The sequence below is a fragment of the Bacillus carboniphilus genome (genome assembly GCF_039522365.1).
Lineage (GTDB): Bacteria > Bacillota > Bacilli > Bacillales > JC228 > Bacillus_BF > Bacillus_BF carboniphilus.
On the sequence record NZ_BAAADJ010000008.1, the window covers coordinates 1 to 25,287 of the forward strand.

At 38.2% G+C, this 25,287-nt stretch carries 24 protein-coding genes and 2 tRNA genes; 2 read left to right on the plus strand and 24 right to left on the minus strand.

Annotated features, from left to right (window positions below):
• Nucleotides 1–377: 377 nt before the first annotated feature.
• The 16 genes from lysS to spoIIE form a co-directional block, all read right to left on the minus strand.
• Nucleotides 378–1,862 (minus strand): lysine--tRNA ligase, encoded by a 1,485-nt coding sequence (gene lysS / locus ABDZ91_RS04445; protein ID WP_425541789.1) that lies wholly within the window; start codon nt 1,860–1,862, stop codon nt 378–380.
• A gap of 200 nt (nt 1,863–2,062) precedes the next feature.
• Nucleotides 2,063–3,064, minus strand: coding sequence for a tRNA dihydrouridine synthase DusB (gene dusB, locus ABDZ91_RS04450; protein ID WP_343796734.1), 1,002 nt, complete (start codon nt 3,062–3,064; stop codon nt 2,063–2,065).
• 13 nt (nt 3,065–3,077) lie between these two features.
• Nucleotides 3,078–3,290, minus strand: a complete 213-nt coding sequence (locus tag ABDZ91_RS04455) for a helix-turn-helix domain-containing protein (RefSeq protein WP_343796735.1) — start codon at nt 3,288–3,290, stop codon at nt 3,078–3,080.
• Nucleotides 3,242–3,769: a 2-amino-4-hydroxy-6-hydroxymethyldihydropteridine diphosphokinase gene (gene folK / locus ABDZ91_RS04460; RefSeq protein WP_343796737.1), complete on the minus strand. Its 528-nt coding sequence runs from the start codon at nt 3,767–3,769 to the stop codon at nt 3,242–3,244. Before folK ends, ABDZ91_RS04455 begins: the two co-directional genes overlap by 49 nt.
• On the minus strand, nt 3,769–4,128 hold the full coding sequence (gene folB, locus ABDZ91_RS04465; RefSeq protein WP_343796738.1) for a dihydroneopterin aldolase: 360 nt from the start codon (nt 4,126–4,128) through the stop codon (nt 3,769–3,771). The genes folK and folB overlap by 1 nt, the downstream gene beginning before the upstream one ends.
• Complete coding sequence (gene folP, locus ABDZ91_RS04470) at nt 4,121–4,954, minus strand: dihydropteroate synthase (RefSeq protein WP_343796739.1); 834 nt, start codon at nt 4,952–4,954, stop codon at nt 4,121–4,123. The genes folB and folP overlap by 8 nt, the downstream gene beginning before the upstream one ends.
• A 156-nt stretch (nt 4,955–5,110) precedes the next feature.
• Nucleotides 5,111–6,040, minus strand: coding sequence for a cysteine synthase A (gene cysK / locus ABDZ91_RS04475; protein WP_343796741.1), 930 nt, complete (start codon nt 6,038–6,040; stop codon nt 5,111–5,113).
• Nucleotides 6,041–6,246: 206 nt separating this feature from the next.
• Nucleotides 6,247–7,143: a peptidyl-prolyl cis-trans isomerase gene (locus tag ABDZ91_RS04480; protein WP_343796743.1), complete on the minus strand. Its 897-nt coding sequence runs from the start codon at nt 7,141–7,143 to the stop codon at nt 6,247–6,249.
• A gap of 51 nt (nt 7,144–7,194) precedes the next feature.
• Entirely contained in the window at nt 7,195–8,076 is an 882-nt protein-coding gene (gene hslO / locus ABDZ91_RS04485; RefSeq protein WP_343796744.1) for an Hsp33 family molecular chaperone HslO, read from the minus strand.
• 50 nt (nt 8,077–8,126) lie between these two features.
• On the minus strand, nt 8,127–8,909 hold the full coding sequence (locus ABDZ91_RS04490; RefSeq protein WP_343796746.1) for a type III pantothenate kinase: 783 nt from the start codon (nt 8,907–8,909) through the stop codon (nt 8,127–8,129).
• 147 nt (nt 8,910–9,056) lie between these two features.
• The gene (ftsH, locus tag ABDZ91_RS04495) at nt 9,057–10,979 is read right to left on the minus strand and encodes an ATP-dependent zinc metalloprotease FtsH (protein WP_343796748.1); all 1,923 of its coding nucleotides are present in this window, start codon (nt 10,977–10,979) and stop codon (nt 9,057–9,059) included.
• 125 nt (nt 10,980–11,104) lie between these two features.
• Entirely contained in the window at nt 11,105–11,653 is a 549-nt protein-coding gene (gene hpt / locus ABDZ91_RS04500; protein WP_343796819.1) for a hypoxanthine phosphoribosyltransferase, read from the minus strand.
• 8 nt (nt 11,654–11,661) lie between these two features.
• Entirely contained in the window at nt 11,662–13,059 is a 1,398-nt protein-coding gene (gene tilS, locus ABDZ91_RS04505) for a tRNA lysidine(34) synthetase TilS (protein WP_343796750.1), read from the minus strand.
• A gap of 168 nt (nt 13,060–13,227) precedes the next feature.
• Nucleotides 13,228–14,238, minus strand: coding sequence for a protein kinase domain-containing protein (locus tag ABDZ91_RS04510; protein ID WP_343796752.1), 1,011 nt, complete (start codon nt 14,236–14,238; stop codon nt 13,228–13,230).
• Nucleotides 14,210–14,983, minus strand: coding sequence for a VWA domain-containing protein (locus ABDZ91_RS04515; protein ID WP_343796821.1), 774 nt, complete (start codon nt 14,981–14,983; stop codon nt 14,210–14,212). Before ABDZ91_RS04515 ends, ABDZ91_RS04510 begins: the two co-directional genes overlap by 29 nt.
• Before the next feature lie 198 nt (nt 14,984–15,181).
• On the minus strand, nt 15,182–17,653 hold the full coding sequence (gene spoIIE / locus ABDZ91_RS04520; RefSeq protein WP_343796754.1) for a stage II sporulation protein E: 2,472 nt from the start codon (nt 17,651–17,653) through the stop codon (nt 15,182–15,184).
• A 350-nt stretch (nt 17,654–18,003) separates the two neighbouring features.
• On the opposite strand from spoIIE, the gene ABDZ91_RS04525 reads away from it, so the two are divergent.
• Together ABDZ91_RS04525 and ABDZ91_RS04530 are read left to right on the plus strand one after the other, a co-directional pair.
• Nucleotides 18,004–18,077, plus strand: a tRNA-Met gene (locus tag ABDZ91_RS04525).
• A 62-nt stretch (nt 18,078–18,139) separates the two neighbouring features.
• Nucleotides 18,140–18,211 (plus strand) — tRNA-Glu (locus tag ABDZ91_RS04530).
• A gap of 583 nt (nt 18,212–18,794) precedes the next feature.
• On the opposite strand, the gene ABDZ91_RS04535 is transcribed toward ABDZ91_RS04530, so the two are convergent.
• The 8 genes from ABDZ91_RS04535 to ABDZ91_RS04570 all read right to left on the minus strand — a co-directional run bounded on the left by ABDZ91_RS04535 (nt 18,795) and on the right by ABDZ91_RS04570 (nt 25,065).
• A complete protein-coding gene (locus ABDZ91_RS04535) occupies nt 18,795–19,445 on the minus strand; it encodes a transcriptional regulator (RefSeq protein WP_343796756.1) in 651 nt (216 codons plus the stop codon).
• A 274-nt stretch (nt 19,446–19,719) separates the two neighbouring features.
• Nucleotides 19,720–20,154 carry a S1 domain-containing RNA-binding protein gene (locus ABDZ91_RS04540; protein ID WP_343796758.1) on the minus strand — a complete coding sequence of 145 codons (435 nt, stop codon included), beginning with the start codon at nt 20,152–20,154 and terminating at the stop codon, nt 19,720–19,722.
• A gap of 74 nt (nt 20,155–20,228) precedes the next feature.
• A complete protein-coding gene (locus ABDZ91_RS04545; RefSeq protein ID WP_343796760.1) occupies nt 20,229–20,636 on the minus strand; it encodes an FtsB family cell division protein in 408 nt (135 codons plus the stop codon).
• Between the two features lie 15 nt (nt 20,637–20,651).
• Nucleotides 20,652–21,278 (minus strand): spore cortex biosynthesis protein YabQ, encoded by a 627-nt coding sequence (gene yabQ / locus ABDZ91_RS04550; RefSeq protein ID WP_343796762.1) that lies wholly within the window; start codon nt 21,276–21,278, stop codon nt 20,652–20,654.
• Nucleotides 21,275–21,574: a sporulation protein YabP gene (gene yabP, locus ABDZ91_RS04555; protein ID WP_343796764.1), complete on the minus strand. Its 300-nt coding sequence runs from the start codon at nt 21,572–21,574 to the stop codon at nt 21,275–21,277. The genes yabQ and yabP overlap by 4 nt, the downstream gene beginning before the upstream one ends.
• 114 nt (nt 21,575–21,688) lie before the next feature.
• Complete coding sequence (locus ABDZ91_RS04560; RefSeq protein WP_343796766.1) at nt 21,689–21,952, minus strand: RNA-binding S4 domain-containing protein; 264 nt, start codon at nt 21,950–21,952, stop codon at nt 21,689–21,691.
• Between the two features lie 15 nt (nt 21,953–21,967).
• Nucleotides 21,968–23,443, minus strand: coding sequence for a bifunctional methyltransferase/pyrophosphohydrolase YabN (gene yabN / locus ABDZ91_RS04565; RefSeq protein WP_343796769.1), 1,476 nt, complete (start codon nt 23,441–23,443; stop codon nt 21,968–21,970).
• A 56-nt stretch (nt 23,444–23,499) separates the two neighbouring features.
• Nucleotides 23,500–25,065: a putative polysaccharide biosynthesis protein gene (locus tag ABDZ91_RS04570; protein WP_343796771.1), complete on the minus strand. Its 1,566-nt coding sequence runs from the start codon at nt 25,063–25,065 to the stop codon at nt 23,500–23,502.
• Between the last annotated feature and the right edge of the window lie 222 nt (nt 25,066–25,287).

Here is a 25,287-nt window from a genome sequence, read left to right on the forward strand (position 1 = left end):
GAGCCAGGATCAAACTCTCCATAAAAGAAAAGATTTGAATAGCTCATAAAATAAAAAATTGAATTAACGTTGACGTTTTTCTTTGTTCAGTTTTCAAGGAACAAGGTTACTCATTTACCTCTGCGCTGTTTTTCAGCGACCTTTATATAATAACAAGTTCGCTTTTATAAGTCAATGATTTTTTTCAAAAAGATTTTTGTGACTCAATGAATGAAAATCAATAATCTGGAACAGCAAGAAATAATATATCATGATTATATGGTAATGCGCAACAGTTAAAATAAACCAAATCATTTATAATTTGAACCAAGTCCAAAATATAAGAAAAAGGAGTTTGTCTTCAAGAAGACAACCTCCTTTGTTGAAATACTTATACGTTAACGATGACGCATTAACGGGAACAGTAAGACATCACGTATAGATGGAGAATTGGTAAGTAGCATTACTAAGCGGTCAATACCAATTCCTAAACCACCTGTTGGCGGCATACCATACTCTAACGCCTCGATGAAGTCATCATCCATCATGTGAGCTTCATCATTTCCTTGCTCGCGTTCTTTTAGTTGCGCTTCGAATCGTTCTCTTTGATCAATTGGGTCATTTAACTCTGTAAAAGCATTCGCGTGTTCACGACCTACAATAAACAACTCAAAACGATCAGTAAATCTTGGGTCTTCCTCATTCTTCTTAGCTAAAGGGGAGATTTCTACTGGGTGTCCATAGATGAATGTTGGTTGAATTAGCTTATCTTCAACTTTTTGCTCGAAGAACTCATTAACAATATGACCATATTGCATATTAGAATCTATTTCCACACCATGTTCTTTCGCAAGACTACGAGCCTCTTCTACACTTGTTTCCTTCCAGAAATCAACACCAGTGTACTCTTTTATTGCATCTACCATATGAAGCCTCTTCCACTCTGGAGTCAAATCCACCTCATACTCTCCATACTGAACGATAGTAGAACCAAGTACTTCCTTAGCAATGTGAGCAATAACATTTTCAGTTAATGCCATAATATCACGATAATCAGCATATGCCTCATAAAGTTCAATCATAGTAAACTCGGGGTTATGTCTAGTTGACACTCCCTCGTTACGGAATACACGGCCAATTTCGTATACTTTCTCCAACCCACCAACAATTAGTCTCTTAAGATGTAATTCAATTGCAATTCTCATAAAAAGAGGCATATCTAAAGCATTGTGATGCGTGATAAATGGCTTTGCAGAAGCGCCACCAGCAATTGCATGCATCATTGGCGTTTCAACCTCTAAGTATCCGTGGCTATCTAAGTATCTTCTCATCTCTTGAATGATTCGACTACGCATTATGAAAGTGTTTTTGCTTTCAGGATTCGTAATCAAGTCAAGATAACGTTGTCGATAACGTTGCTCTACGTCTTTTAAACCATGATATTTTTCTGGTAGAGGGCGTAATGCTTTAGTTAGAAATTCGAAGTTTGATGCTTTAACAGAAAGTTCCCCTACTTTTGTTTTGAACACAGTACCAGTAATTCCGATAATATCTCCTAAATCAACTGTGTTAAATACTTCATAAGCTTCATCACCGATTGCATCTTGCCTAACGTAAATTTGAATTTGCCCTGAAAGATCTTGAATATGGGCAAACCCGGCTTTCCCTTTACCTCTCTTTGTCATTACACGACCAGCAATGGTGGTTTCAATTTTTTTCTCATCTAAGTCTTCCTTCGAAAGCTCACCATATTGATTTAACAAATCTTGTGCTAAATGCGTACGATCAAAACGACTACCAAATGGGTCCTGCCCGTTTTCACGTAAGTTTTCCATCTTTTCACGACGGACTCTCAATTGGTCATTGAGTTCTTCATGACTCATCTTCATCAGCTCCATTTATAAGTATTTTCCGGATCAAGCATATAAATCTCAACAACTAACGCAATATCTATGTAGTTAACCAAGTATACGTTAATCGTAAAATAAAATTCGACATATATAGTAAAACTGCCAGTGTCAAACTGGCAGTATATACTGTACAACCTAATATTATAAAAAAGAGAGAATCATACTGTCAAATATTAAACCGCTTCTGTTTGTTCAGCCTCTTTTGCCTCAGCTTCTACAGTGAACTCATCTAAAAGAGTTACTAATTGGGCACGACTCTCACAGTTGTTAACACCACTTCTTACTTTGGCATTTCCACGAATTCCTTTTAGATACCAAGCTGCGTGTTTTCTCATTTCTCGAATAGCTATATGTTCACCCTTCAAGTCAATCAGGCGATCCAGGTGTAACTTACAAACATCCATTTTCTCACGTACAGTCGGCTCACCTAATAGCTCACCCGATTCTAAGTACTTAACTGTACGATAGATCATCCAAGGGTTCCCTAGCGCAGCACGACCAATCATAACTCCATCACAGCCTGTTTCATCTAACATGCGTTTTGCATCTTCCGGAGTATTTACATCTCCATTTCCGATTACCGGGATATTAACAGATTGCTTTACTTCTTTAATGATATCCCAATTTGCCGTGCCTTCATACATTTGGACTCTAGTTCTTCCGTGTAGAGAAACAGCTTGGCCACCCGCTCTTTCGATGGCTCTTGCGTTTTCAACCGCATAGATATGGTCTTCATCCCAGCCCATTCTCATTTTAACAGTTACCGGTTTATCAACAGCATCTACTACAGCTGAAACCATTTCATAAATTTTATTAGGGTCAAGCAGCCATTTTGCTCCAGCATCACATTTTGTGATTTTGGGTACTGGGCAACCCATGTTGATGTCGATAATATCAGCAGTTGAATTTTTATCAACAAATTTTGCTGCTTCTACTAATGTTTCTTTTTCTCCACCGAAGATTTGAAGACTCATTGGTTTTTCCCGCTCGTCGATGTAAAGCATATTCAATGTTTTCTCGTTTTTTAACACAATTCCTTTATCGCTGACCATTTCAGCACATACAAGTCCTGCACCAAATTCCTTAACAGTTAGACGGAATGGTGAATTACACACACCAGCCATTGGTGCTAAAACAACTCTATTTTTCAATTGGATATCACCAATCTTAAACATGTCTAAAGACCTCCTAATCGTTACTGTTAGGGTTCAATTCCTCTACCGAAACTTTAAGTGCTGAAGAAATTTGTTCAATTAACTGAGGAGACGGCTCACGACTGCCCCGCTCAACTTCCCCCAATAAGGAGATCGATATCCCAATTTCCTTAGCTAAACCTTCTTGCGTAAAGCCCTTTAGCTTTCTATATGCACGAATTCGTCTTCCCCATTTATCTGCTTCCATCGTCGAACTCCTTTATCTTCCGGAATTTCGCCTAGGATTTGTTTGAATCCTTTTCCTATAGCTGGATGTACTAACATTTCATCTATTTCTAAAAGCGGTATTAACACAAATAGCCGCTCATGCATACGAGGATGCGGAACAATTAACTGTTCTGTTTCAATATTCTCGTGATTATAGAGCAAAATGTCAAGGTCTATTATTCTTGGCCCCCACCTAAATACCCTGATCCTACCAAGTGTCTGCTCGGTTTGTAAAATTACTTCCAGCAACTGTTGAGGCGATAAGCTTGTCTCTATTTGGACAACCATATTCAAAAATGCTGCCTGATCTTCAAAGCCAACTGGGTCTGTTTCGTAAATGGATGATAATCTTTTAACCTCTATTTCATCTTGGCCTTTAAGAAGGTGTATCGCCTTTTGTAAATTTTCAGAACGATTTCCCATATTTGAACCAAGCGAAATATATGCCGTGTTGGTCATTATCGTTCCCTCGTAATTTCAACTGCTACATGGTCATAGTGACCGGGTATTGGAGGGTCTGGCTTAATTACCTTTACCTTACAAGCATTCACCTTCTGGAACTTCTTTAATAGTCCTTGAGCAATATTTTCCGCAACTGCTTCAACTAATTTATAGGGTGTGCCTTCAACGATTTCCTGACATAGTTTGTAGGCTTCAGCATAATTAACCGTTTCATTTAAATCATCGGTCACTCCTGCTTTTTTCAAGTCTACCTCTAATACCAAATCAACATAGAACCTTTGTCCAAGCTTAGTTTCTTCAGAAAAGACGCCGTGATATCCGTAAAATGCCATTCGGTTTAGGTATATCTTATCCATCCATCTTCCTCTTTCCGCAAAGAACGTCCATAACATCTACCATTCTTTTTATTTCTTTTACATCATGTACACGAACAAGCTGACAACCTTTTTGAATCCCATAACACACACTCGCTCCTGTCCCTTCCATTCTCTCATCAACAGGAAGATCAAGTATGTGTCCAATCATTCTTTTTCTCGAAGTCGCTAGGAGAACAGGAAACCCAAGTTCGACTAGACGATCGAGATTTTGCATCATCTCTATATTTTCAGCAAAGTCCTTCGCAAATCCAATACCTGGATCCAATATAATTTGCCCCTTAGGAACCCCAGCACTTAATGCCATTTCAATACTATCTTGCAAATCCTTTATTGCATCTTCCATAAAATTTAGATAGTCCCGATTAGGTCGATTATGCATCAGGATTATAGGCACTTGAAATTCCTTCGCTACCTTGGCGATTTCTGGTTCAGCCTTTGCACCCCATATATCATTTATGATAGTAGCACCCGCTTCAATTGCTCGTTTCGCAACTTCCGCTTTATAGGTATCAATTGAAATGGGTACGGAAACTCGTTTCGACAAGGCCTTTATTACCGGAATAACCCGGTCAAGTTCCTCCTGTACGGAGACTGGTTCGTGTCCAGGGCGAGTAGACTCTCCGCCAATATCTAAAATATCAGCACCTTCAGCTACCAACCTTTCTGCATGTTCAACTGCCCCTGAAATTGAATTATATTGACCCCCATCTGAAAATGAGTCGGGCGTTACATTAACAATCCCCATAATCAATGTTTTATTTGTAAAATCTAATTTGTATTTTCCACATTGTATGACTGAATTCATTTTGTCACCTTCCAGTTGTCCGATTATCTGTAATAATCATAACGAACCAAACTCATATTCGCTACTTTTGAGGAAATATTTTACCTAATTGTTATACATCTTAATTACCTTCTAATAAGTAAAAAAACCCGCACACATTGTGTACAGGCCTCATTCTTATTCTTCTTCAAATTGATAAAGCGGTGTACTAAGGTATCTTTCTCCATTACTTGGTAGAATAGCCAATACCTTTTTACCTTTACCTAGTTCTTTAGCTACTTTTAGAGCCGCGTATATAGCGCCTCCGGAAGAAATCCCACCTAGAATCCCTTCTTCTTTTGCTGCTTTTCTCGCGTATTCAAAAGCATCCTCTGTACCCACATGAATGATCTCATCATAGATCTTTGTATTTAAAATCCCAGGTACAAAGTTTGCTCCAATTCCTTGGATTTTGTGCGGACCTGGCTTACCACCAGCTAAAATTGGTGAATCTTTGGGTTCTACTGCATAGACCTTTATAGAAGGATAAGCTTCTTTTAAAACTTCCCCTGCACCTGTAATCGTTCCACCAGTTCCAATACCAGCAATAAATGCATCCAGTTGGTCTCCCATTTGCTCAACAATTTCTTTTCCTGTAGTGCGTCGATGCACTTCCGGATTTGCAAAGTTCTCGAATTGTTGTGGCATGAAATATCCTTTTTCATTTGCCAACTCTTCTGCCTTCTGAACAGCACCCTTCATTCCTTCTGGTCCAGGTGTCAGTACTAGTTCGGCTCCAAATGCTCTTAAAAGATTTCTGCGCTCCATACTCATTGTTTCAGGCATTACTAAAACCGTTTTATATCCTTTTGCAGCTGCGACCATAGCAAGACCAATCCCTGTATTTCCACTTGTTGGCTCAATAATGGTGTCGCCTGTCTTTAGGGCACCCTCTTCTTCTGCCGCCTCAATCATAGCTAATGCAATACGGTCTTTCACACTACTACCAGGGTTCATATATTCTAATTTCACATAAACATCTGCACTGTTGTCATCTACAAGTCTGTTTAGCTTAACAACCGGTGTTTCACCTATTAAATCAGTAATTGAATTTACAATCTTCGCCATACCTTGCACCTCCGGTTTATTTCCGACTATTTTTATTGGTTTAAATTGAATTTAACAAGACTACAAAAAATTGTCAATGAAAATGCATTCTGTTACGCGGCTATTTTTTCCACAATATATGACATTATTCAATCCTTCATTCCATCTCAGATACAAAAAACCACCCGCTAGATAATGGGGTGGCCTAATCTACAAACATTTACATATTAACTCTCACTTTGTTCGCCGTAGAACCATTCAACATGTAACTCGTCCCAAAACTCAGAGGCAGAAATAGGAGTTTGCATTTGGTCTAAGGCAATTTTTCTACGTATTTGTTCTTTTACCTCTTCATAACTCCAGCTTTTACCTTCAATTTTTTCATGAAGATATACGATTGCATACTCATTATCCATTTGGATAGGTTCTGACCATGTTTCTGTCTCCATATTGGCTACGATTTCTTCATAAACGCTAGGAATCATGTGATCTTCCAAGGAAACGAACCCTAAATTGCCACCTTGCACCGCCGTAAATTCATCAATTGATTTTTCCATTGCTAAAACAGAAAAGCTGGAACCATCCTCTAGTTCTTGGATCGTTTGTTCTGCATCCTCTTTTGTATTTACAATGATGTGAGAAAGATGATAAGTGTCAGGAACAGTAAAAAGGTGTTGGTTATCGCTATAATAACGCTCCATTTCCTCTTCCGGGATTGTAACATCTTTGGTTAATAGCTCTTCTAACACAATAATTCTTTTCATTTCCTCTTTCCACTCTTCTTCTTGAAATTGATCCGAATGAGACATCCCGTACATGGAAAGAAAGTAAGAAACTTCTCTCGCTACTTCGTCTTCATTTACTTCAATTCCATACTGGACAGCCAGTTGTTCAACGACTCTATCGTTAACCATCTCACGTAAAGTATCTTTTCCATAACGCTCTTCCAGTTGAACCATCCAATCTTCTCGAGAAATGGAAACATCCCCAATTTTAGCTACTGTTTCTTCTTGTTGAAGCGTGGAGCCGGTAGTTGATGTGGATTTATTAGAAAAATAAGCTATTGTTAAGCAATTTGTAATAACTAGAGCAATGATAATAAAAGTGTGTAATGATTTACTCAAATTCCCTCTCCCCTAAATAGAAATACTTTTCACCCCAGTGGTGATCTATTTCTAGTTCGCTTCTTTTTCAAGTTCTACTAATTCTTCTTTTGTATAATGGTAAGAAGCATTACAAAAGTGACAAGATGCTTCAGCTTCACCATCTTCTTCAATCATATCTCGTATTTCTTCTTTACCTAAACTTATGATTGCATTTGCAAATCGTTCTTTTGAGCAAGTACACGTAAATTGGATGGGCATGCTTTCGAGTATTTTTACATTTTCCTTTCCTAATAACTCAAATAGCATTTCCTCAGGAGACAACCCATTGTCAATCATAGTTGAAACTGGTGGAATTTTACTCAATCTATCTTCAATAAGTGAAATGGTTTGTTCTTCACAGTTTGGTAATAGTTGAATGATAAAACCTCCACTAGCTTTAATGCTATTATCTGGATTGACTAGTACACCAACCCCGACGGATGATGGAGTCTGTTCAGATGTAACAAAATAGTAAGTGAAGTCATCTCCAAGTTCACCAGAAACCAGTGGTACTTGACCAGAGAAGTTGTCCTTCAATCCTAAATCTTTTACAACCGTAAGAGTTCCCTCTGTACCTACTGCAGCACCTACGTTCAATTTACCTTGTTCATTTCTTTCTTCAATATGGGTTTGTGGGTTCGTAACGTAACCTCTAACATCCCCCTTGGTGTTACTATCTGCGATAATAATACCAATTGGGCCTTTACCCTCAATTTTTACAGTTAACTTAGCTCCACCTTTTAACATAGCCCCCATCATTACAGTAGCTGTCATCGTACGGCCCAGCGCAGCAGATGCAGTCGGCCATGTGTTATGTCGTTTTTGCGCCTCAGAAATTGTTTCTGTAGAAGTTACTGCATATGCACGAACTTGTCCATCAAATGCTAGAGCTTTTATTAAATAATCACTCATATTATTTCACCTCTGTCTTCCTTCAAGCTGTCAATTTCATTTTAAAACGGTTACTTATGATTTATACTTTCCTTATTTCTCTCATAAATGAGACGTAATCCTTTTAAAGTTAAGAAAGGTTCTACAACATCTATAACATCACATTCTTTAGATATTAGCTCCGCTAAACCACCTGTTGCGATCACAGTTGGTTTTACATTACTTTGGTTTTTCATTCGAGTTACAATTCCCTCAACTTGTCCTACGTAACCGAACAATATACCAGACTGCATTGCTGACACCGTATTCTTCCCAATTATTTGGTCTGGTCGAGCAATTTCTATCCTAGGAAGTTTTGCCGCTTTTGAATAAAGTGCTTCCGTAGAAATACCGATTCCTGGGGCAATGGCTCCTCCAATATATTGTTTGTGTTCATCAATATAACAATATGTAGTAGCCGTTCCAAAGTCGACAATAATTAATGGACTTCCATAATCATAAATTCCCGCGACAGCATTTACAATTCGGTCAGCTCCAACCTCTTTCGGGTTATCGTACTTTATATTAAGACCTGTTTTCACACCAGGACCCACTACTAATGGTTGAATATCAAAATACTTGATACACATTCTTTCTAGCGAAAACATGATAGGTGGTACAACGGAAGAGATAATAATTCCATCAATATCGGAAAAAGAAAGTCCTGCGTGCTCAAAAAGACCTTTCACCAGCATTGCGTATTCGTCCTCTGTTTTGTGACGATTCGTTTCCGCTCTCCAATGATATTTTAATTCTTCCTTTTCATATACACCTAAAACGATATTTGTATTTCCAACATCCAAGACAAAGATCATCTAAAAATCCTCACTTTACCCTAATCTAACATACTGCCAACATCATACCATATTTGCTTTTCAATAACAGTAGACACTGCTCCTAACTACATATTTTGTTATTAACAAAGAAAAAACCCACCATAAAGGCAGGTTTTTTACGTTTTCTTATTTATTTTCTTCATCTTCAGAAGTTTTTTCTTCTTCTGTAGAATCATCTTTCTTGTTGATGTTAACGACCACATCATCTTGTGGCTTCGAACGATCTGGAAGTGAACCATGATCTACTAAATGCTTAATTTGTTCAGCATCTAATGTCTCAACCTCTAACAAAGTGTTAGCAACTAAGTCTAATTTATCACGGTTTTCCGTTAGAATCTTCCTAGCTCTTTCATAACATTCTTTAATGATACGTTGAATTTCTAAGTCGATTTCATACGCAATCGCGTCAGAATAGTTTTGATCATTGTTGAAATCTCTTCCTAAGAAGACATTTCCACCTTGTCCTTGACCGAATTGAAGTGGTCCTAATTTATCACTCATACCAAACTCAGTAACCATTCTTCTAGCAATACCAGTCGCACGTTGGAAGTCGTTATGAGCACCTGTACTTACTTCACCAAATACAATCTCCTCGGCAACTCGACCACCAAGTAGTCCTGTAATTTTATCAAGAAGTTCTGGTTTGGTCATAAAGTATCGATCTTCTTTTGGAAGCATAACAGCATATCCACCAGCTTGGCCACGAGGAACAATTGTAACTTTATGGACTACATCAGCTTCATCTAATACAATACCGATAATGGTATGCCCACCTTCATGGAATGCAACAATTTTTCTTTCTTTTTCAGAAATAACTCTGCTTTTCTTAGCAGGTCCCGCAATAACACGGTCTGTTGCTTCATCAATATCAGACATATCGATTTTCTTTTTATCACGGCGAGCTGCAACTAAAGCGGCTTCGTTAAGTAAGTTTTCTAAGTCAGCACCTGAGAACCCTGGTGTACGGGTTGCAATTGATTTTAAATCAATCGAATCGTCAAGCGGCTTGTTTCTAGCATGAACTTTTAAGACCTCTTCACGACCTTTTAAGTCAGGTCTATCTACTGTAATTTGACGGTCAAAACGACCTGGTCTAAGTAGGGCTGGATCTAAGATATCCGGTCTATTTGTAGCAGCAATGATGATAATTCCTTCATTGGCACCAAAGCCATCCATTTCAACAAGCAATTGGTTTAGCGTTTGTTCACGTTCATCGTGACCGCCACCCAAACCAGCACCACGCTGACGACCTACCGCATCAATTTCATCTATGAAAATGATACAAGGCGCATTTTTCTTAGCATTTTCAAATAAGTCACGAACACGGGATGCACCGACCCCGACAAACATTTCAACAAAGTCTGAACCACTGATAGAGAAGAATGGAACTCCAGCTTCTCCTGCAGCTGCTCTTGCTAATAATGTTTTACCTGTACCTGGAGGTCCAACAAGCAAAATCCCTTTAGGAATTCTTGCTCCCACTTCAGCAAATTTTCGAGGGTCTTTTAGGAAGTCAACAACCTCTACTAGTTCTGCCTTTTCCTCATCGGCACCTGCCACATCTTTAAAACGAACTTTTTTCTTTTCTTCGTTATAGAGCTTAGCCTTACTCTTTCCAAAGTTCATGACACGGCTTCCACCGCCTTGAGCTTGGTTAAGTAAGAAGAAGAATAAAATGAAGATAATGATAAATGGAATCATTGTAGTAAAAAATGATACCCATCCACTTTGCTCTTCTGCTCTCATTACCTCTACGTCAGTCTTTTCTGCATGTCGGTTAACGATATCAAGAGCGGTACTGTCATTTGGGATATATGTAACAAAATGTTGCTCTTCAGTATATCCTTCAAGCTGACCAACTACCTCGAAAACTCCGCGCTCAGGCTGAATAGAGAAATTAGTAACTTCACCGTTTTCTAAGTAAGCAATAAATTCATTGTATTTAATATCTTTGGTTGGCTCATTGTTATTATTAAAAAAGCTTACAACGCCAATAATGACCAAAAATATTAGTAAATAAAAGATGGTGTTACGGAAGATCCGGTTCATCTCTTACCTCCTCCCACAGGAAACAAACTATATTCAATAGTATCATAGAGATTATTTACAGTACAATAATTTGCCATTTATGTACTTTTATCACATGTGTTAAAAAAGCATATGACTAGTATTTCTTAATCATTATTTTGATATACTTCTGGTTTTAAAACACCGATATATGGCAGGTTACGGTATCTTTCTGCAAAGTCCAGGCCATATCCGACTACAAACTCATCTGGAACAATAAAACCTACATAATCTGCCGTAATATCAGCTTTTCTTCCTGATGGTTTATCAAGCAATGTGACAATTTTGATGGATTTGGCTTTTCTGTAACGGAATAACTCCACTAAGTAACTAAGTGTTAACCCGCTATCGATGATGTCTTCAATAATTAAAACATCTCTTCCTTCTACAGAGGTATCTAAATCCTTCAATATTTTGACTTCACCTGATGAAACCGTTGAATTACCATAGCTAGAAACATCCATAAAGTCCATTTCTAGGTGGGTGTCAATGCGCTTTACTAAATCACCCATAAAGAGCATTGCCCCTTTGAGGACACCAATTGCTAATGGAAAGCGATCGTTATAGTCTTCAGTAAGTTGAGTAGCTAACTCTTGAATCTTTTTTTGCAATTCCTCTTCTGAAATTAACACTTTTTCAATATCTTGTCTCATGATAATGCCTCCTAGATGTTCCCTATACTATATCGGAGTATGTACGTTGCATCTTTAGAATTTTTTGCTTCAAAACCAGACTTCTTTAATCCTGGTACCCATAATATTTCCCCATTCTGATTTGTTACAATTGGCCATGTATCCCTTTTCATCAAAGGTATCTTTTCATCAATAAAAAGATCCTTCAACTTTTTATGACCAATTAAACCTGGTAACATAATGCGGTCCCCGTTTTTTCTTGAACGGACGATTAATGGAAAGGGCGTATCCTTACTGACATAATATTCATATAAGGTATTTGACACTTCCTCATCCATCGTTTCTACTTCCTGAAATATAAGTAGGCTACCATTGGGTAAGGAAATGGTTTCTCCCGGGGTGATTGTAGTTTCTATGTGTCCTGTTTCTTCGACTCCAAACCTAAAAATTCCTTCATCATAGGAGCGAATTACATTTAAATCTTTAGGGAGATGTAATATTCCAGAGGGATGAGAACCTTTGAACAAATTTAAAATTTGTTCTATATGTACTGCAGATAAAGTAGAGGGTATATCCTTGTAAAGATATTTTAATATTAGATGAATCCCCCTCCTTTGTAAAGGATGAGGCAATCCTAAATAATTATTAATTGATATCATGAACAAGCCATCATTTTTCCTTTTCACTACTTTATTCATATATTGTTCTGTTAATTCCTCTAGAAATGCTTCATCTTCTAATAATTCCTCGCTAAATCGTTGAAACTGCTTAACTAACTCTTTATTTTCTTCTTTTAAAAAGGGTAGCACTTGGTGTCTAAATCTATTTCTCGTATAGTCAAGCTTCTCATTCGTTGGGTCTCTTCTTGGATTTAGATTATGCTCAGTACAATAATCTTCAATGTCACTCTTTTCCAAAGACAGAAACGGACGGACAATCCTACCCTTTGAAAAAGTTCTACTGAAGGGAATCCCACTTCTCCCTTTCATTGTGCTTCCTCGTGTCAATCTCATCAGAATTGTCTCTACTTGATCATCGCCATGATGGCCAAGTGCTAATTTCGTTGCATGGTGCTTTTCCATCACTTCTTTAAAAAAGGTATACCTGCAATTCCTCGCCGCTACCTGCGAGCTTAATTTCTCATTTTTCTGGTAGCTCGACACTTGAATTTGCTTTCCTTCAAAAGGAATTCCCCATTTTTCACAAATAGACTGGACAAAAAGATAATCCTCATAGGATTGTTGGCCCCTAAACATATGGTCTACATGTGCAGCTACTATGTTAAGCTGGTAAAAGTGTTTATGGTTATTAAGGAAATGCAGCAACGCAAGAGAATCTGGACCTCCTGAAACTCCTATAACAACAATATCCCCTTTAGTAAATAACCTATGCTTTTTGATAAAAGAATGCACTTTTTGATCAAACATCATATCGTCCTCTTTATCTATTCCCAAGTATTGCCGAGGTATAACTTATTGTTTTTCATTCTAGTAAAAAGTATAAGTATCTACTCTAATAAAGATAAAGTTATCGTACCACTCCAGTTAATTGAGAGCAAAAGATAGCCCCCCTATTTCATAAAAAATTCATAACTTCACCTATTGTGATCCATTTAGTACTTCTCCCACTATATAAAGTGTGTAAAACATAGTAACAATAGCTACTAACAATATCGTCTCAATAAAAGATGCAGATTTTGATGCTTTCCTTTTTTTATACCTCGATCTTTGAGGGATTGGTCGAGCCATAGTATTTGCATTCTTTGCACTAGATGGTGATTGTTTAGGATTAGAATGAACTGGTTGGTATTTTGCCTTACAGTTCAACAAAGCAGATCTCATTTCTAATGCTGATTGAAACTCCCCCTTTATACTCTTAAGTAAAACTGTTTCATAAGGGCCTAATTCTTTTATACCCTGGATCTTTTTCTTTAAAAGGCCTATTGATTCTCCTTTTTTCGCAAATCGGTCACCATAGTACAAACTTATAATGACCATAGCGACAGCAAATAAATCATAGCTAGGTTCTGCTTTCCTTGAACCTAATCCCCAATACCCTCGGTCGTAAAACTCAGTAAATTCTTTGATAGACCTCCCTATCTGTGTTGTTCCACCAACATCGACACATCGTATTCTTGGTGGACGCGTAGATACGATTAAATTTTCAGGTTTTAAGTCTCCAAAAACCCAACCTAGTTCATGAAGCTGGTGTAGGTCATTTAAAAGTTGGATCGTTAGCACCAGAATCCATGATGTTCCTCGTTCTTGAATAAAGCCCTTTATATCTTTCCCTTCTATATATTCCATTGCATAGAAAGGGATGGTTTTCCCGTTTATAGACCAATCGTCTACATCGTACAAAGAAGGTCCGAGGGATGACCCTTGGACCTTTGATAGTGCTTTTAATACATTAACTTCAGAAGCAACCGAGGAAGTTTGAGTACTTAGTTTGACAGCTACAGAAGAACCATTACTATTAGTGGTTAAAAAGACTGTTCCATTTGCACCAAACCCCAACTCTTTTACTACCTCATATTGCTCATGATTCCATTTCCCATCAATGACAGTCCTTGGCGACAGCTTAAATGGACTCTTCATAATAGGATTCATCATCATTTCTCCCTAATAGACCTTTAATCGATCGCTTCGGCTTGAATTGATTGATAGCTTCTTTAATTGCCGGACCTGTTGGTGTAATACCACCCACAGATAATTTGGAAAACACACTTGTTAACGATTCGAGCTTTGGTGTCCAATCTAGCAATTTTTCGACATCTTTCCTTTTCCCAGGAAATACGTACACAGAGAATAAATTATTCCCCATTCGAGCGTTCAGGCTTAGAGACAAGTCAAGTAGGGCCTCTTTTACAGTCGGAAGCTTATGCTTCATACTTGCAGAAGTATCGACAAGAATCAACACTTCTAAGTCCACAGTTTCCCCTAGCTCATCTACAACTTCCATCACTTCTCCTCTTTTATCAGGAGGTAGATCTTCCAGTGTTTGCTTCCCGCCAAGTATCTGCTGTAATTCCTTGTTAACTACACCTTGTAGGGTTTGGGTCATTGCCTTTCTTGTTACCATTTGGACAGTCTGAGAAAGACTCTGGGAGTAGACTACTTGGCTAACCCCGCCACCTGACATGGCAATATCCTCAATTTCCCTCATACCGGACTCATCTATCACATCATTTTCCATAACACCAATGACATTGATCGTTATACCTTCTTCTCTAGCCAGAGCTGCCATTGCAATTGGATCTTCCCCGTGGTTTGAGCAGCCATCTGTAATCAATAAAATTTGTTTCAAAGTACCCGTTTTCATAGAGTTCTCCCCTCCATCAATTGTTGTTACCATCATCGACCGATTAGAGGGGAAATATACATAGAAAAGCGGAAGCGCCTTGATCACCTCCGACTTAGAAAGCGGTTTTTGCTTTCAAAGTTAGAGGTGAACCGTCTCGAGGGGGTAGGCGCTGGAGCTAGACAAATGAAAAGCTACAGGAGCTTACCGAAGCGGTAGTCCATGTAGCTAATCAGTTAAAACAACTTAAACCTACTGAGCCTTCTTTTTAGTCAAATTAAACGGAATAGCCGCCCATTTAGGTGTGTTATGTTGAACTTTTGCTACTACAATCGTCATGTCATCACTGATTTCACCTGTGCCTGAGCGAATAACTTCCTCCATTATTAGGTCTGCTATTTCCTGAGGATCATCTGTCCGCAACTCCGTTAACTTTCGTTTCATCCATTGTTCGTAATTCTCTACATGACGTGGTCCTTCAAATACACCATCGCTCATCATTACCAATAGGTCACCAGCCTTTAATTGCTCGGAAACCACATCTACCTCAAACTCTTGAATAATTCCAATTGGCAGGTTACTCGCTTGAATCTTTTTCACTTGAGACCCTCTTTTTATAAAGCTAGGTGTAGACCCTATTTTTAAGAAGCGAGAACTTGCATCCTGTAAATCAATAATAGCTAAGTCTAATGTGGAGAAAATTTCGTCTGTTGTTCTTAATGACAAAATAGAATTGACTGATTTAATGGCCACTTTCTCCTCAATACCAGATAATAAAATCTTTCTTAGTAACTGGAGTGTTTCATTACTTTCATGATGTGCTCTCTCACCATTCCCCATTCCATCACTAATAGCAATGGCATATTTTCCAAGCCCTAACTCTATTGTTGAATAGCTATCACCCGATACTAAGCCTCCATCTTTAGCTGCGTGGGCAACACCAGTCGTAACGGTATATCTTTTTGCTGATCGGAAGGTAACATGAATATCTCCTGTTGGAAATGCTTGGTCCTTTGAATGAACCATTATATGCTCTCCGCAAATATCCGATAACAACGGAGCAATAAGTTTTTCACATTCACCATTGGCATACATATCAGGAATTGTCATTTCAATGTCTACGTTTCCTTGTGTCAAACTAAAAATATCTACTTGTGTAATGTCTAGTCCAAATGTCTGTAACGCTTCTAGGATCTGATCTTCTTGAGCTTCATGGCTTTCTCTTTCTTTTTGAATTTCCTTTGCAAAGTTGCCCATTACTTCAGATACACCTAAAAGCTGATTAGCCACCAGTTTACGACTTTCTTTCACTTGTTTCTTTAACTTTTGATTTGCTTGGTACAAAGTTAACTCTTGACCGATTGCTTCTATTACTTTGTTTGACCTTGTACAGTGTTTATCCCAATCTCGTTTTAATTTGTGTGAAAGCTGTCCATCATTTGTATCTAATTCTTGCATAATTCTACTCATGCCCTCATAGGTTGTACTAAAGTTCTTAGCCCAACAATTATCTTTCTTAAAGCAAGTCTGACATGTCTTTTCAGTCACATTACTCAAAAAGTAGTCTAATTCTCTATATTCATCCTCATCATCTTGGTTTTCAATTTGCTGAAAGCTATTTGATAACGCCTGGAAAACCGCAGAGAATTGGTTTACCCTTTTAGCTGTAACATCCCGGACCTTCCTTAAGTAGAGTTGTTGTTCAGCTGCATATTCTGATGTCCCAGGTATATACTTTGCAATTCGACTTGTTAAAGACCTTGGCGTTATAAAGAATAGTAATATAGCTGCAAATGATTCATATAAGCTAATCACAAGGTTTTGTGAGCCTTGGTCATACATACCTATTAACAAGGTTGAGATAAAAAGACCAATCGCAACGCCTGGCTTCTTTCCTTCTTTCAAGAGTCCTCCTAACAATCCTGAAAATGCTAACAGACTCATATGAAAGAAGCTTGAAATATTCGCTAGGCTAAAAATCAACCCCGTTACTACACCTACTGTTGATCCTACTGTTGCCCCTGCAACAAAGGCAAAAATCAACACTAAATAACGAGACATTACATGTTCAATAGAAACATCATATACGGTCCATCCGATGGTTCCGGTCATAACTGATGCTAAAAGAATGATTAAGCAAACAATCTCTTCTGTTTTTAAAGCCTGTTTACGCTTTTTGGCAGCTAATAAAGGTATGCTTTGTAAAAAGATTAGTGTCAAAATATAACCAAGACATGCCTCTACAGATCCCATCATAATATCGTATAAAGAAAAGAACCCACTAGTAATAAATGAGCCTACAATTTTCCCAATTAACAGAAACGCAAAAATGGAAATTGGGAGTACCTTATAGGGATTATAATCACCTAGCTTTGTTACTTTAAAAAAGAGAAGGAATGAAAAAGATAGTAAGAATGAATGCGCAGCCACCCCTAATGAAATAGTCATGGCCCCACTGATTACTCCTAGTAAAGCTAAAGGTGCATGTTGTTTTCTCAATATGAGCACCGCTGCAAAAAAGGGTAAATAAAACGGAGATAGATGAGATAATATAAAGGCTCGTCCCAATAAGAAGCCAATTAAAAATATAAGGATACCTTTTTGGATTAACACATGTTCTATTTTTTTAAAGAGAATCTCGATCATCTTGGATAATCCAGCCTTTGTACTCTTCATGTTAATGCCCCGAACAGGTTCTACAATTTCACGTTCCACCTTTTCCATTATTCTTTCACTCTCCCCATACAGTTATCGTTCTGTTCATTATAAAAGGGACAAGTCTCAAAGTTTGTCAAAATTACAGAACACTATAGGAAAATCGTTCGACCTTTTTCATGGAAATAGCAGATAAGGGGACATATTATTTGACGGTATCGTATTTATTTAAGGGGATAAATCTCTACTTACAATGGACTATTGAGCTTTATATCCTTATTAAATCAAGGGTCCCCACTCTGTTTATTCTTTTCCTGTAATGATTGGACAATTTTCGCCTCTGCCATTCTTTTCTGACAATTTTCTATAGGGTTGACAGTTTTCGTATATCTGAGTATGATAGTTCTTGTGCTATTTACGGCGGTGTAGCTCAGCTGGCTAGAGCGTACGGTTCATACCCGTGAGGTCGGGGGTTCGATCCCCTCCGCCGCTATAAAAGTAAAGCTAATGGTTTTGGTCATTAGCTGAACAATTAAAAAACCCCAATATTACATTGGCCCGTTGGTCAAGCGGTTAAGACACCGCCCTTTCACGGCGGTAACACGGGTTCGAATCCCGTACGGGTCATCATGAAGAACCCCCATGCTGTTGCATGGGGGTTTTTTTGCGTATATTTATGCTGAATAACGGATTCTCTGTCCGCTAAGTGGCTCGAGCATTACCCAGCGGACTCAGGTTCCGCTATTTTTACAATAATGCCGGTTTTAGACTGCCGAGCGGACTGTGGTTCCGCTATTCCTCATTTTTGGGCTCTTTTTTAGCCAGATTTTAGTTATTAACGGATTCTCTGTCCGCCAAACACTTGAATATGCCTATTTTGGGTAAAATAACGGATTTTCTGTCCCCTCATCAGCTCGGGCACGCCCCAACGGACTCAGGTTCCGCTATTTTGACAATAATACCAGTTTTAGACTGCCGAGCGGACTGTAGTTCCACTATTCCACATTTTCAGGCTCTTTTTTAGCCGGATTTTAGTCATTAACGGATTCTCTGTCCGCCAAACACTTGAATATGCCTATTTTGGGTAAAATAACGGATTTTCTGTCCCCTCATCAGCTCGGGCACGCCCCAACGGACTCAGGTTCCGCTATTTTGACAATAATACCGGCATAAGCACCCCACAAGGCTAATAATTAACAATCCAACCTTTCTACCCCCTTAATTTATAACTCCTCTTCCTCTCTTTCCCGCTTGCAACCATTAAAATATCGAGTTCAACTAATCTGCGCAATATTCTTCTAGCTTGACGGTCACTAACTCTAAGATGGTTTGCAACCTCAAGCGGAGTTATAGGCCGCAACTTACGACGTGAAAAACGAACAACTTCGGCTTCGAGCCATGATAATTGGGATGGTACATCAGTTGAGGAAAATTTACCAATAAAGGCGAGGATCAATTGTTGACACCTTTTCGGTTCATCTTTGATGGAGAGGTAAGCAATCGGTAAGAAAATCCAACCGTCCAATGCCAGCAAAGAATGCCGCCAGCATAAATCTTTAAATCTTCTAACGTCTAGATCTCTAGCATGTGGGCCATATCCCTGAATTTCTATCCCAGCTTTTGCCTTGCTATCAGGCAAGTACACTAAATCTAAGTAACGATATCCATTGTTAAAATCTCGCACCTCCCACTCTGCATGGAGGTGGTCAAAGTTACCTATTGCTGGATACCAAATAGTTCGGAGAAACTCAACTGTTCCATGACCTAGTCCTTTCTCTAACAACTCTCGTCTTCTCGAATTCTCTTCTGATGAGATACTTTCCTGAAGCCACTGTTCATACTTGTGCTTAAACTGCTGCATTTACACACTCCTTTACTTTTTCTCAAATCAGTATGTTTAGTATTGAAGTGAAAATAAGTATGACTGACTACCTTTAGTCTAGCGCTGTAAGATTCTCCTTGCAATTATTAAATTACAATATTAACCATAATATCAAGGACAATTCAAACCAAAACAAAAAGAACCCAGCTGTTAAGCCAGGTTCTTTTTTCAAAGATAAGGATTACGATAAAAGAATCAATCGTATCTTGCCAAATTCACGTTGTCTTGCACATTTATATGATGAGACAGCAAGTTACCCTCTTTTAGCACCTCTTCCGCCACGTTTAGATTCAGTGTGGCGTTTTAAAGAAGATAAACGATCTTCACTATCTTTTAGAAAACGCGCCATTTTTTGTTCAAAGTTCTCTTTGTTCGGGCGATCATTTCTTGATCGATCGTTACGTGAACGATCATTACCTCGAGGGCGTCCTCCACGCGGTGGTGATGGTGGACGGTCTACCGCCTTCTTAATAGAAAGACCAATCTTCCCATCCTTCTCAACGTTAATAACCTTTACAGTCACCTGGTCATCAACCTTCAGGTGTTCATTGATGTCTTTTACATAGTTGTCTGCAACCTCACTAATATGAACAAGTCCTGTTGAGCCGTCTGGCAACTCTACAAATGCTCCGAAGTGAGTAATGCCTGTTACCTTACCTTGTAACTTGCTGCCTACTTCAATTGACATAAAAAAGTGTTTCCTCCTTAAAGAATTAAAAGATCACAGTTATATTATATTATATAAAAAGGGAGAAATAGGTGTCAATTAGAGGTATTTTCCTCTTCCTCTTCTTCTTCATCTTCAGGGAGTGCGAAAATAATCTCTTTTTCATCTGATAAGTAGTAATATTTTCTTGCTAACTGACCCAAATACTCATCATCGTTCAACATTTGGATCTGCTCCTCTAAGACCACTTGCTCTTCCTTGAGTTCTTCCAAATCATTTTGTAGTTTGTTTAGTTTGCTCTTTTTCTCATCTATGGCGGAGGCTTGTGAGAAAAGGGAAGATATTAAATATCCCGTTATCATTGTTGCCAACAATAAGAATGCTGTTAGTCGTCTAACCAAGTATTTCCTCTTAGTAGCATTTTGTTCAGAATACACAGCCTTTTCCTGAACATATTGTTCGTGAATGGTTGTAACCTTTTCCCTAGAAGAGCGTCTTCCCATTTTCTCTCCTCCTTTCTATTTTTTATTTAGCCTTTTCAACAAGTGTTGTATAGTATTCTTACTTTTTTTATAGAATCCTGCTGATTTATCCATAAACTTCTCGACGGATTTTGTAACTCTTTTCGGGATTTTGCTCCAAATAAATCGAAACAAAGCGAATATTGGAGATAAAAATACTCTTATTATCCATAATAAGAATTTCCCTACCTGTTTGACAAGAGTAAATAATCCCTGACCTAAAAAAACAATGGTGGAAATGAAAAATATAATGATTGCTTTTATTGGATTGTAAATAAGCTGGAAGAATATTTTCACTAGAAACTTCCATAGGTTAATTACAATTAAAATAATTTTTTCGAGCAATCGCAAGTATAACCTCTTGAATAGACTCTGATAAGCAGCAAAACCACACAGTATGGCTAGGAATAAATAAAACCGTAATTCTCCGTGGTTTACTAAAAATAAGGCATAGAAGATAGAAAGCGTTTGTAGAATCCAAAAAAGAAGATCGTTCACAAAGACGATCCATCTTTTCCTCATTCCTCTTTTCAAGAAGCGATTATACGTATCGAGAGCTGCCCCGAAAGCACTTCCCATACCTATCATGGCCAGCAGAGTATAAGCTTGAGTTGTCAGCGTCATTTGAACAACTTGCTAAAGAACCCTTTAGCTTTTTCTCCAGACTGCTGGTCAATGTATTCAAGGTCGAATACTTTTCCTTTAATGGATACAACGCCTTTATCTACATCTAAATTCTTCATTTGTAGGTTCTGCCCACGGATGGATAAAAAGCCCATCGAGGTCTCAAGTAAGAACTCTTCATTATCAAAGCTTTCTACTTGCTTTACTCCTGTAATATCAAGGAGCCTTCTTCCTCTCATAATTACGTCGTGGTCTGGTTGCGATGTGTTTTTGGATTGTTCATAGTATTGGCTCACCGTATTCCCTCACTTTCAAAAAGATCCATGACCTTTTTCAGGCACTTGTCCACATGGTTTTGTTTTATATGTATGTGAGGGGGTGACTAATTAGAACAAGCCTTCTGAATTTCTTTAGTCCTGATTTAACCGCTGTTCAGACACAATACTATACATTTGGTCTGCTTCTTCTTTACGAGCGTTTTCTTTTACTTCATTAACTTGGACAGTTACGATTTTTTGGCCAAATCGAATGGAAAGTTCATCTCCTTCTTTTACAATTGAACTTGCCTTTGCTTCATTACCGTTAATCGTGATTCTCCCTTGTTCTGCAACCTCTTTTGCCAAAGTTCTTCTTTTAATCAATCTTGAAACTTTTAAAAATTTATCTAAACGCATTGGTTTCTCTCCTCGTTATGAATCTTTTCTTTCTAGTTTCTTCGCTTCGTCCCAAAAACGATCTAACTCAGTAAGGGAAAAGTCTTGAAAAGGTTTCCCCGACTGTCTTACTCTTTCCTCAACATGCTTAAATCTATTGATGAATTTTTGATTCGTCATTCTCAGGGCGTCTTCTGGGTGGATTTTTGTTAATCTAGCTACATTCACAATGGCAAACATGAGATCCCCAAGTTCCCCAGCTAGTGTATGATCATCTATTTTAGATTGCAATATTTCTTCTTCGAGTTCTTGTATTTCTTCTTTTACTTTTAGCAGTGCTGGAGACACTTCATCCCAATCAAAACCTACTTTACTTGCTTTTTTTTGAATCTCATAGGCTTTTATTAAGCTAGGTAATCCCTTTTCAATATCATCTAATAGAGATTGTGTAAGTAGCCCTTGTCCCTTTTCTTTCGCTTTTATTTCTTGCCAGTTAGTAAGAACGTCTTCTACGCTTTCTACATCTGTTTCGCCGAAGACATGGGGATGGCGCCTAACCATCTTACTACTAATGGAAGAAATAACATCTCGAATCGTAAAGAATCCCTCATCTTCTCCAATTTGTGCATGCAACAGGACTTGTAGAAGAACGTCTCCAAGTTCCTCTACTAAGTGATCAACATCACCTGTATCTATAGCCTCTAAGACTTCGTATGCCTCTTCAATTAAATACGGTTTTAATGATACATGAGTTTGCTTTTGGTCCCATGGACATCCATCTGGGCCTCTAAGTGTTGCAATAATCTGTTTAAATGTAGAAAACTCATGATAAAGTAGATCTTCTTTTTTAACTGGTGGAACGTATACACTTGTAAGATTATGAAAAATAGCTTGGTGATCCAGTTCATATAGCTCAAGTTTATATACTTTTTCCTGTTCTAGTCCAGCATTCGCTACTACCATTACTGGATAGTCGTGAGGTAAAACCTCTAATAATGATAGCTTTACATGCGAAGCCACAAACTGATCATACACTTGTCCAATAATCTGATGCTTCCTTAAATCTATTTCATCTTGATTCAATGAAGATCCATCCAGTAATTGAAATCCGTCAATCGGATCCACCTGAATAGCTTGAAACATAGGGTCCAAAAAACTTTGGCCACCCTTTATCTCAACCTGTATGCCCTTTTCATTCTCTAATAATAGCTGTACAGTTTTTTCAGCAACCATTGGGTGCCCAGGAACAGCGTATATAATATCTGCTTCTTCAGCAAGACTTAAGAGCTGTTCCACCATGTCTATATAGACAGGTTCAAATTCATCATATTTTTCATAAATGGAATCAAAGCTTACAAAGGTTAATCCTTCTGATGCAAGGTCTTCTACAACAGGGTGTTTTTTTGTTCTTAGGTAAATGGGCTTTTTCTGTTTAAGTAATTTATATACCCCAAGAGTTAATTGGTCTAACCCACCTGCTCCAAGACCCACAATGGTAATTTTTCCGTTCATATCGTTACTCCTTACTAAAAGGCTCGTTCAAAGGTTTATCACCAAACCCTGCATTATTAACGAGCCTTGAAAGAATATTTTTTCATGTGCTTTCCGAATGGTATATGTACTAACTCTTCCTCTTCAAAAATCCTAAATCTCCCTATTAACCAAAGATATACAAAGCCGCCTACAACACAACTCAGCATTGTTTGGATAGTTGATTGTATCCGGGAATGTGACACTAGCCATGTGAGGTCATTCAGAAGTTGTAGGGACAACCATACAGTAGCAGCCATGATGAGATTGGCCATTAGAACTTTTAGATGAAAATAAGAGGATACACCTTTTAAAAGTCCTTGGTGCCACAACCAATTAGCCATCCATCCCAATAAAATAACTAGACTGAGTACCGTTGCGAGTGCAGAACCCATTGTCCCAAGAAAAGGGATCAATATGTAATTAAATCCTACTTTAGCCAAGAAGGTGCCCATGCATACAAAGACTAATGGACGATAATATCCTAAACCTTGCATAATACCAAAGCTTGTCATAATGACCGATCCTAAAAACACGGATACCGTTAAAATCATTAAGACCTTCTTTCCACTAGCAGTTTGAAATAACATCTCATTTAAAGGTTCCATAATCATCATGTAACCCACGGATGCAGCAAGCCCTATGACAATACTTACTTTGATTGAAAGCTTTACATACTTCTTTATTTCATGATGCTCTTGTTTAGCTTGAAGCTTGGCCAGACCAGGGACTAAGGCTAGTGAAAAAGAAGTAGCCAACACTACACCTAACTGTATTAACGGCTGTCCACGATCATAAACCCCTTTTAATTCTTTTGCGATTTGGGGGTCTTGGCCACTCGTAACCATTATAGGGTACAACTGAAGGGAATCCGCTAATTGTAGAAAGACAAAAAGAAGACCATTAATCGAAAAAATGAATCCAAGAACCATAAAATTCTTCGCAATCTTCCAATTGAATTGGAAATATCTCCACTCTAATAGCTTTCCCCAAGAAGTATAGCTATATAGAATAATTAACGCCATAACACCGCCTGTAATGGAGCCAAAAACCGCGACATTTCCCACATCATATAAGTCCGCATCAGTACTAGTCAGTACATATGCTCCCGCTAATATAGTGACCACCCTTACAAGTTGCTCCCCTACCTGAGATAAGGCTGTGGGGAACATGTTTCCCTTACCTTGAAATAAACCTCTTCTAAACGAAATAAAGGGAAATAGCAACCATAAATAAGATAAAGTCTTAAACAAGGGTGATAATTGATCATCCTTCATCCACCTCGCCAATGTATCTGCTCCGATGTTCAAAAGAAGAAATCCTACTACAGAAATCATAACAAGACTTGAAAATATACTCGTAAAGTCCCTATCTTTATTTTCATTATTTTCCACATATAACTTAGAAAAGGCCATTGGAAAGCCGTACATCATAAAAGCGATAATGATCCCGTAAAAGGGATACACTTGTTGATAAATATAAAAACCGTGATCACCTACTAGGTTTTGAAAGGGAACTCTATATACAGCACTTAAGATTTTTGTAAAAATTCCTGCAATTGATAAAATAAAGGCTCCCTTAATCCACGGATTGACACCTGACATATTTCTACCCCTGTTCCTAACTCATGTACAGAGTATTATAGCATGGTAACAAGTTCCAATCATACTAGAGAATCACCAATTACCGTTACTTTCTGGACTTTATTAGAAGGAAAGAACAAATGCGCAAGCGCCTCGATCAGCCCCGACAAGCACAAGACAAGCCGGCGAGAAGGTTGCTCTTTAACCTTCTTGACGGCTTGGCTTGTGACCTCGAGGGGCTAG

Bases quoted from the DNA above. Each gene is read 5' to 3' on its own strand.
- lysS (WP_425541789.1), bottom strand. From the start codon at position 1,862: ATGAGTCATGAAGAACTCAATGACCAATTGAGAGTCCGTCGTGAAAAG.
- dusB (WP_343796734.1), bottom strand. From the start codon at position 3,064: ATGTTTAAGATTGGTGATATCCAATTGAAAAATAGAGTTGTTTTAGCA.
- ABDZ91_RS04455 (WP_343796735.1), bottom strand. From the start codon at position 3,290: ATGGAAGCAGATAAATGGGGAAGACGAATTCGTGCATATAGAAAGCTA.
- folK (WP_343796737.1), bottom strand. From the start codon at position 3,769: ATGACCAACACGGCATATATTTCGCTTGGTTCAAATATGGGAAATCGT.
- folB (WP_343796738.1), bottom strand. From the start codon at position 4,128: ATGGATAAGATATACCTAAACCGAATGGCATTTTACGGATATCACGGC.
- folP (WP_343796739.1), bottom strand. From the start codon at position 4,954: ATGAATTCAGTCATACAATGTGGAAAATACAAATTAGATTTTACAAAT.
- cysK (WP_343796741.1), bottom strand. From the start codon at position 6,040: ATGGCGAAGATTGTAAATTCAATTACTGATTTAATAGGTGAAACACCG.
- hslO (WP_343796744.1), bottom strand. From the start codon at position 8,076: ATGAGTGATTATTTAATAAAAGCTCTAGCATTTGATGGACAAGTTCGT.
- ABDZ91_RS04490 (WP_343796746.1), bottom strand. From the start codon at position 8,909: ATGATCTTTGTCTTGGATGTTGGAAATACAAATATCGTTTTAGGTGTA.
- ftsH (WP_343796748.1), bottom strand. From the start codon at position 10,979: ATGAACCGGATCTTCCGTAACACCATCTTTTATTTACTAATATTTTTG.
- tilS (WP_343796750.1), bottom strand. From the start codon at position 13,059: ATGATGTTTGATCAAAAAGTGCATTCTTTTATCAAAAAGCATAGGTTA.
- ABDZ91_RS04510 (WP_343796752.1), bottom strand. From the start codon at position 14,238: ATGAATCCTATTATGAAGAGTCCATTTAAGCTGTCGCCAAGGACTGTC.
- ABDZ91_RS04515 (WP_343796821.1), bottom strand. From the start codon at position 14,983: ATGGTAACAACAATTGATGGAGGGGAGAACTCTATGAAAACGGGTACT.
- spoIIE (WP_343796754.1), bottom strand. From the start codon at position 17,653: ATGGAAAAGGTGGAACGTGAAATTGTAGAACCTGTTCGGGGCATTAAC.
- ABDZ91_RS04535 (WP_343796756.1), bottom strand. From the start codon at position 19,445: ATGCAGCAGTTTAAGCACAAGTATGAACAGTGGCTTCAGGAAAGTATC.
- ABDZ91_RS04540 (WP_343796758.1), bottom strand. From the start codon at position 20,154: ATGTCAATTGAAGTAGGCAGCAAGTTACAAGGTAAGGTAACAGGCATT.
- ABDZ91_RS04545 (WP_343796760.1), bottom strand. From the start codon at position 20,636: ATGGGAAGACGCTCTTCTAGGGAAAAGGTTACAACCATTCACGAACAA.
- yabQ (WP_343796762.1), bottom strand. From the start codon at position 21,278: ATGACGCTGACAACTCAAGCTTATACTCTGCTGGCCATGATAGGTATG.
- ABDZ91_RS04560 (WP_343796766.1), bottom strand. From the start codon at position 21,952: ATGCGTTTAGATAAATTTTTAAAAGTTTCAAGATTGATTAAAAGAAGA.
- yabN (WP_343796769.1), bottom strand. From the start codon at position 23,443: ATGAACGGAAAAATTACCATTGTGGGTCTTGGAGCAGGTGGGTTAGAC.
- ABDZ91_RS04570 (WP_343796771.1), bottom strand. From the start codon at position 25,065: ATGTCAGGTGTCAATCCGTGGATTAAGGGAGCCTTTATTTTATCAATT.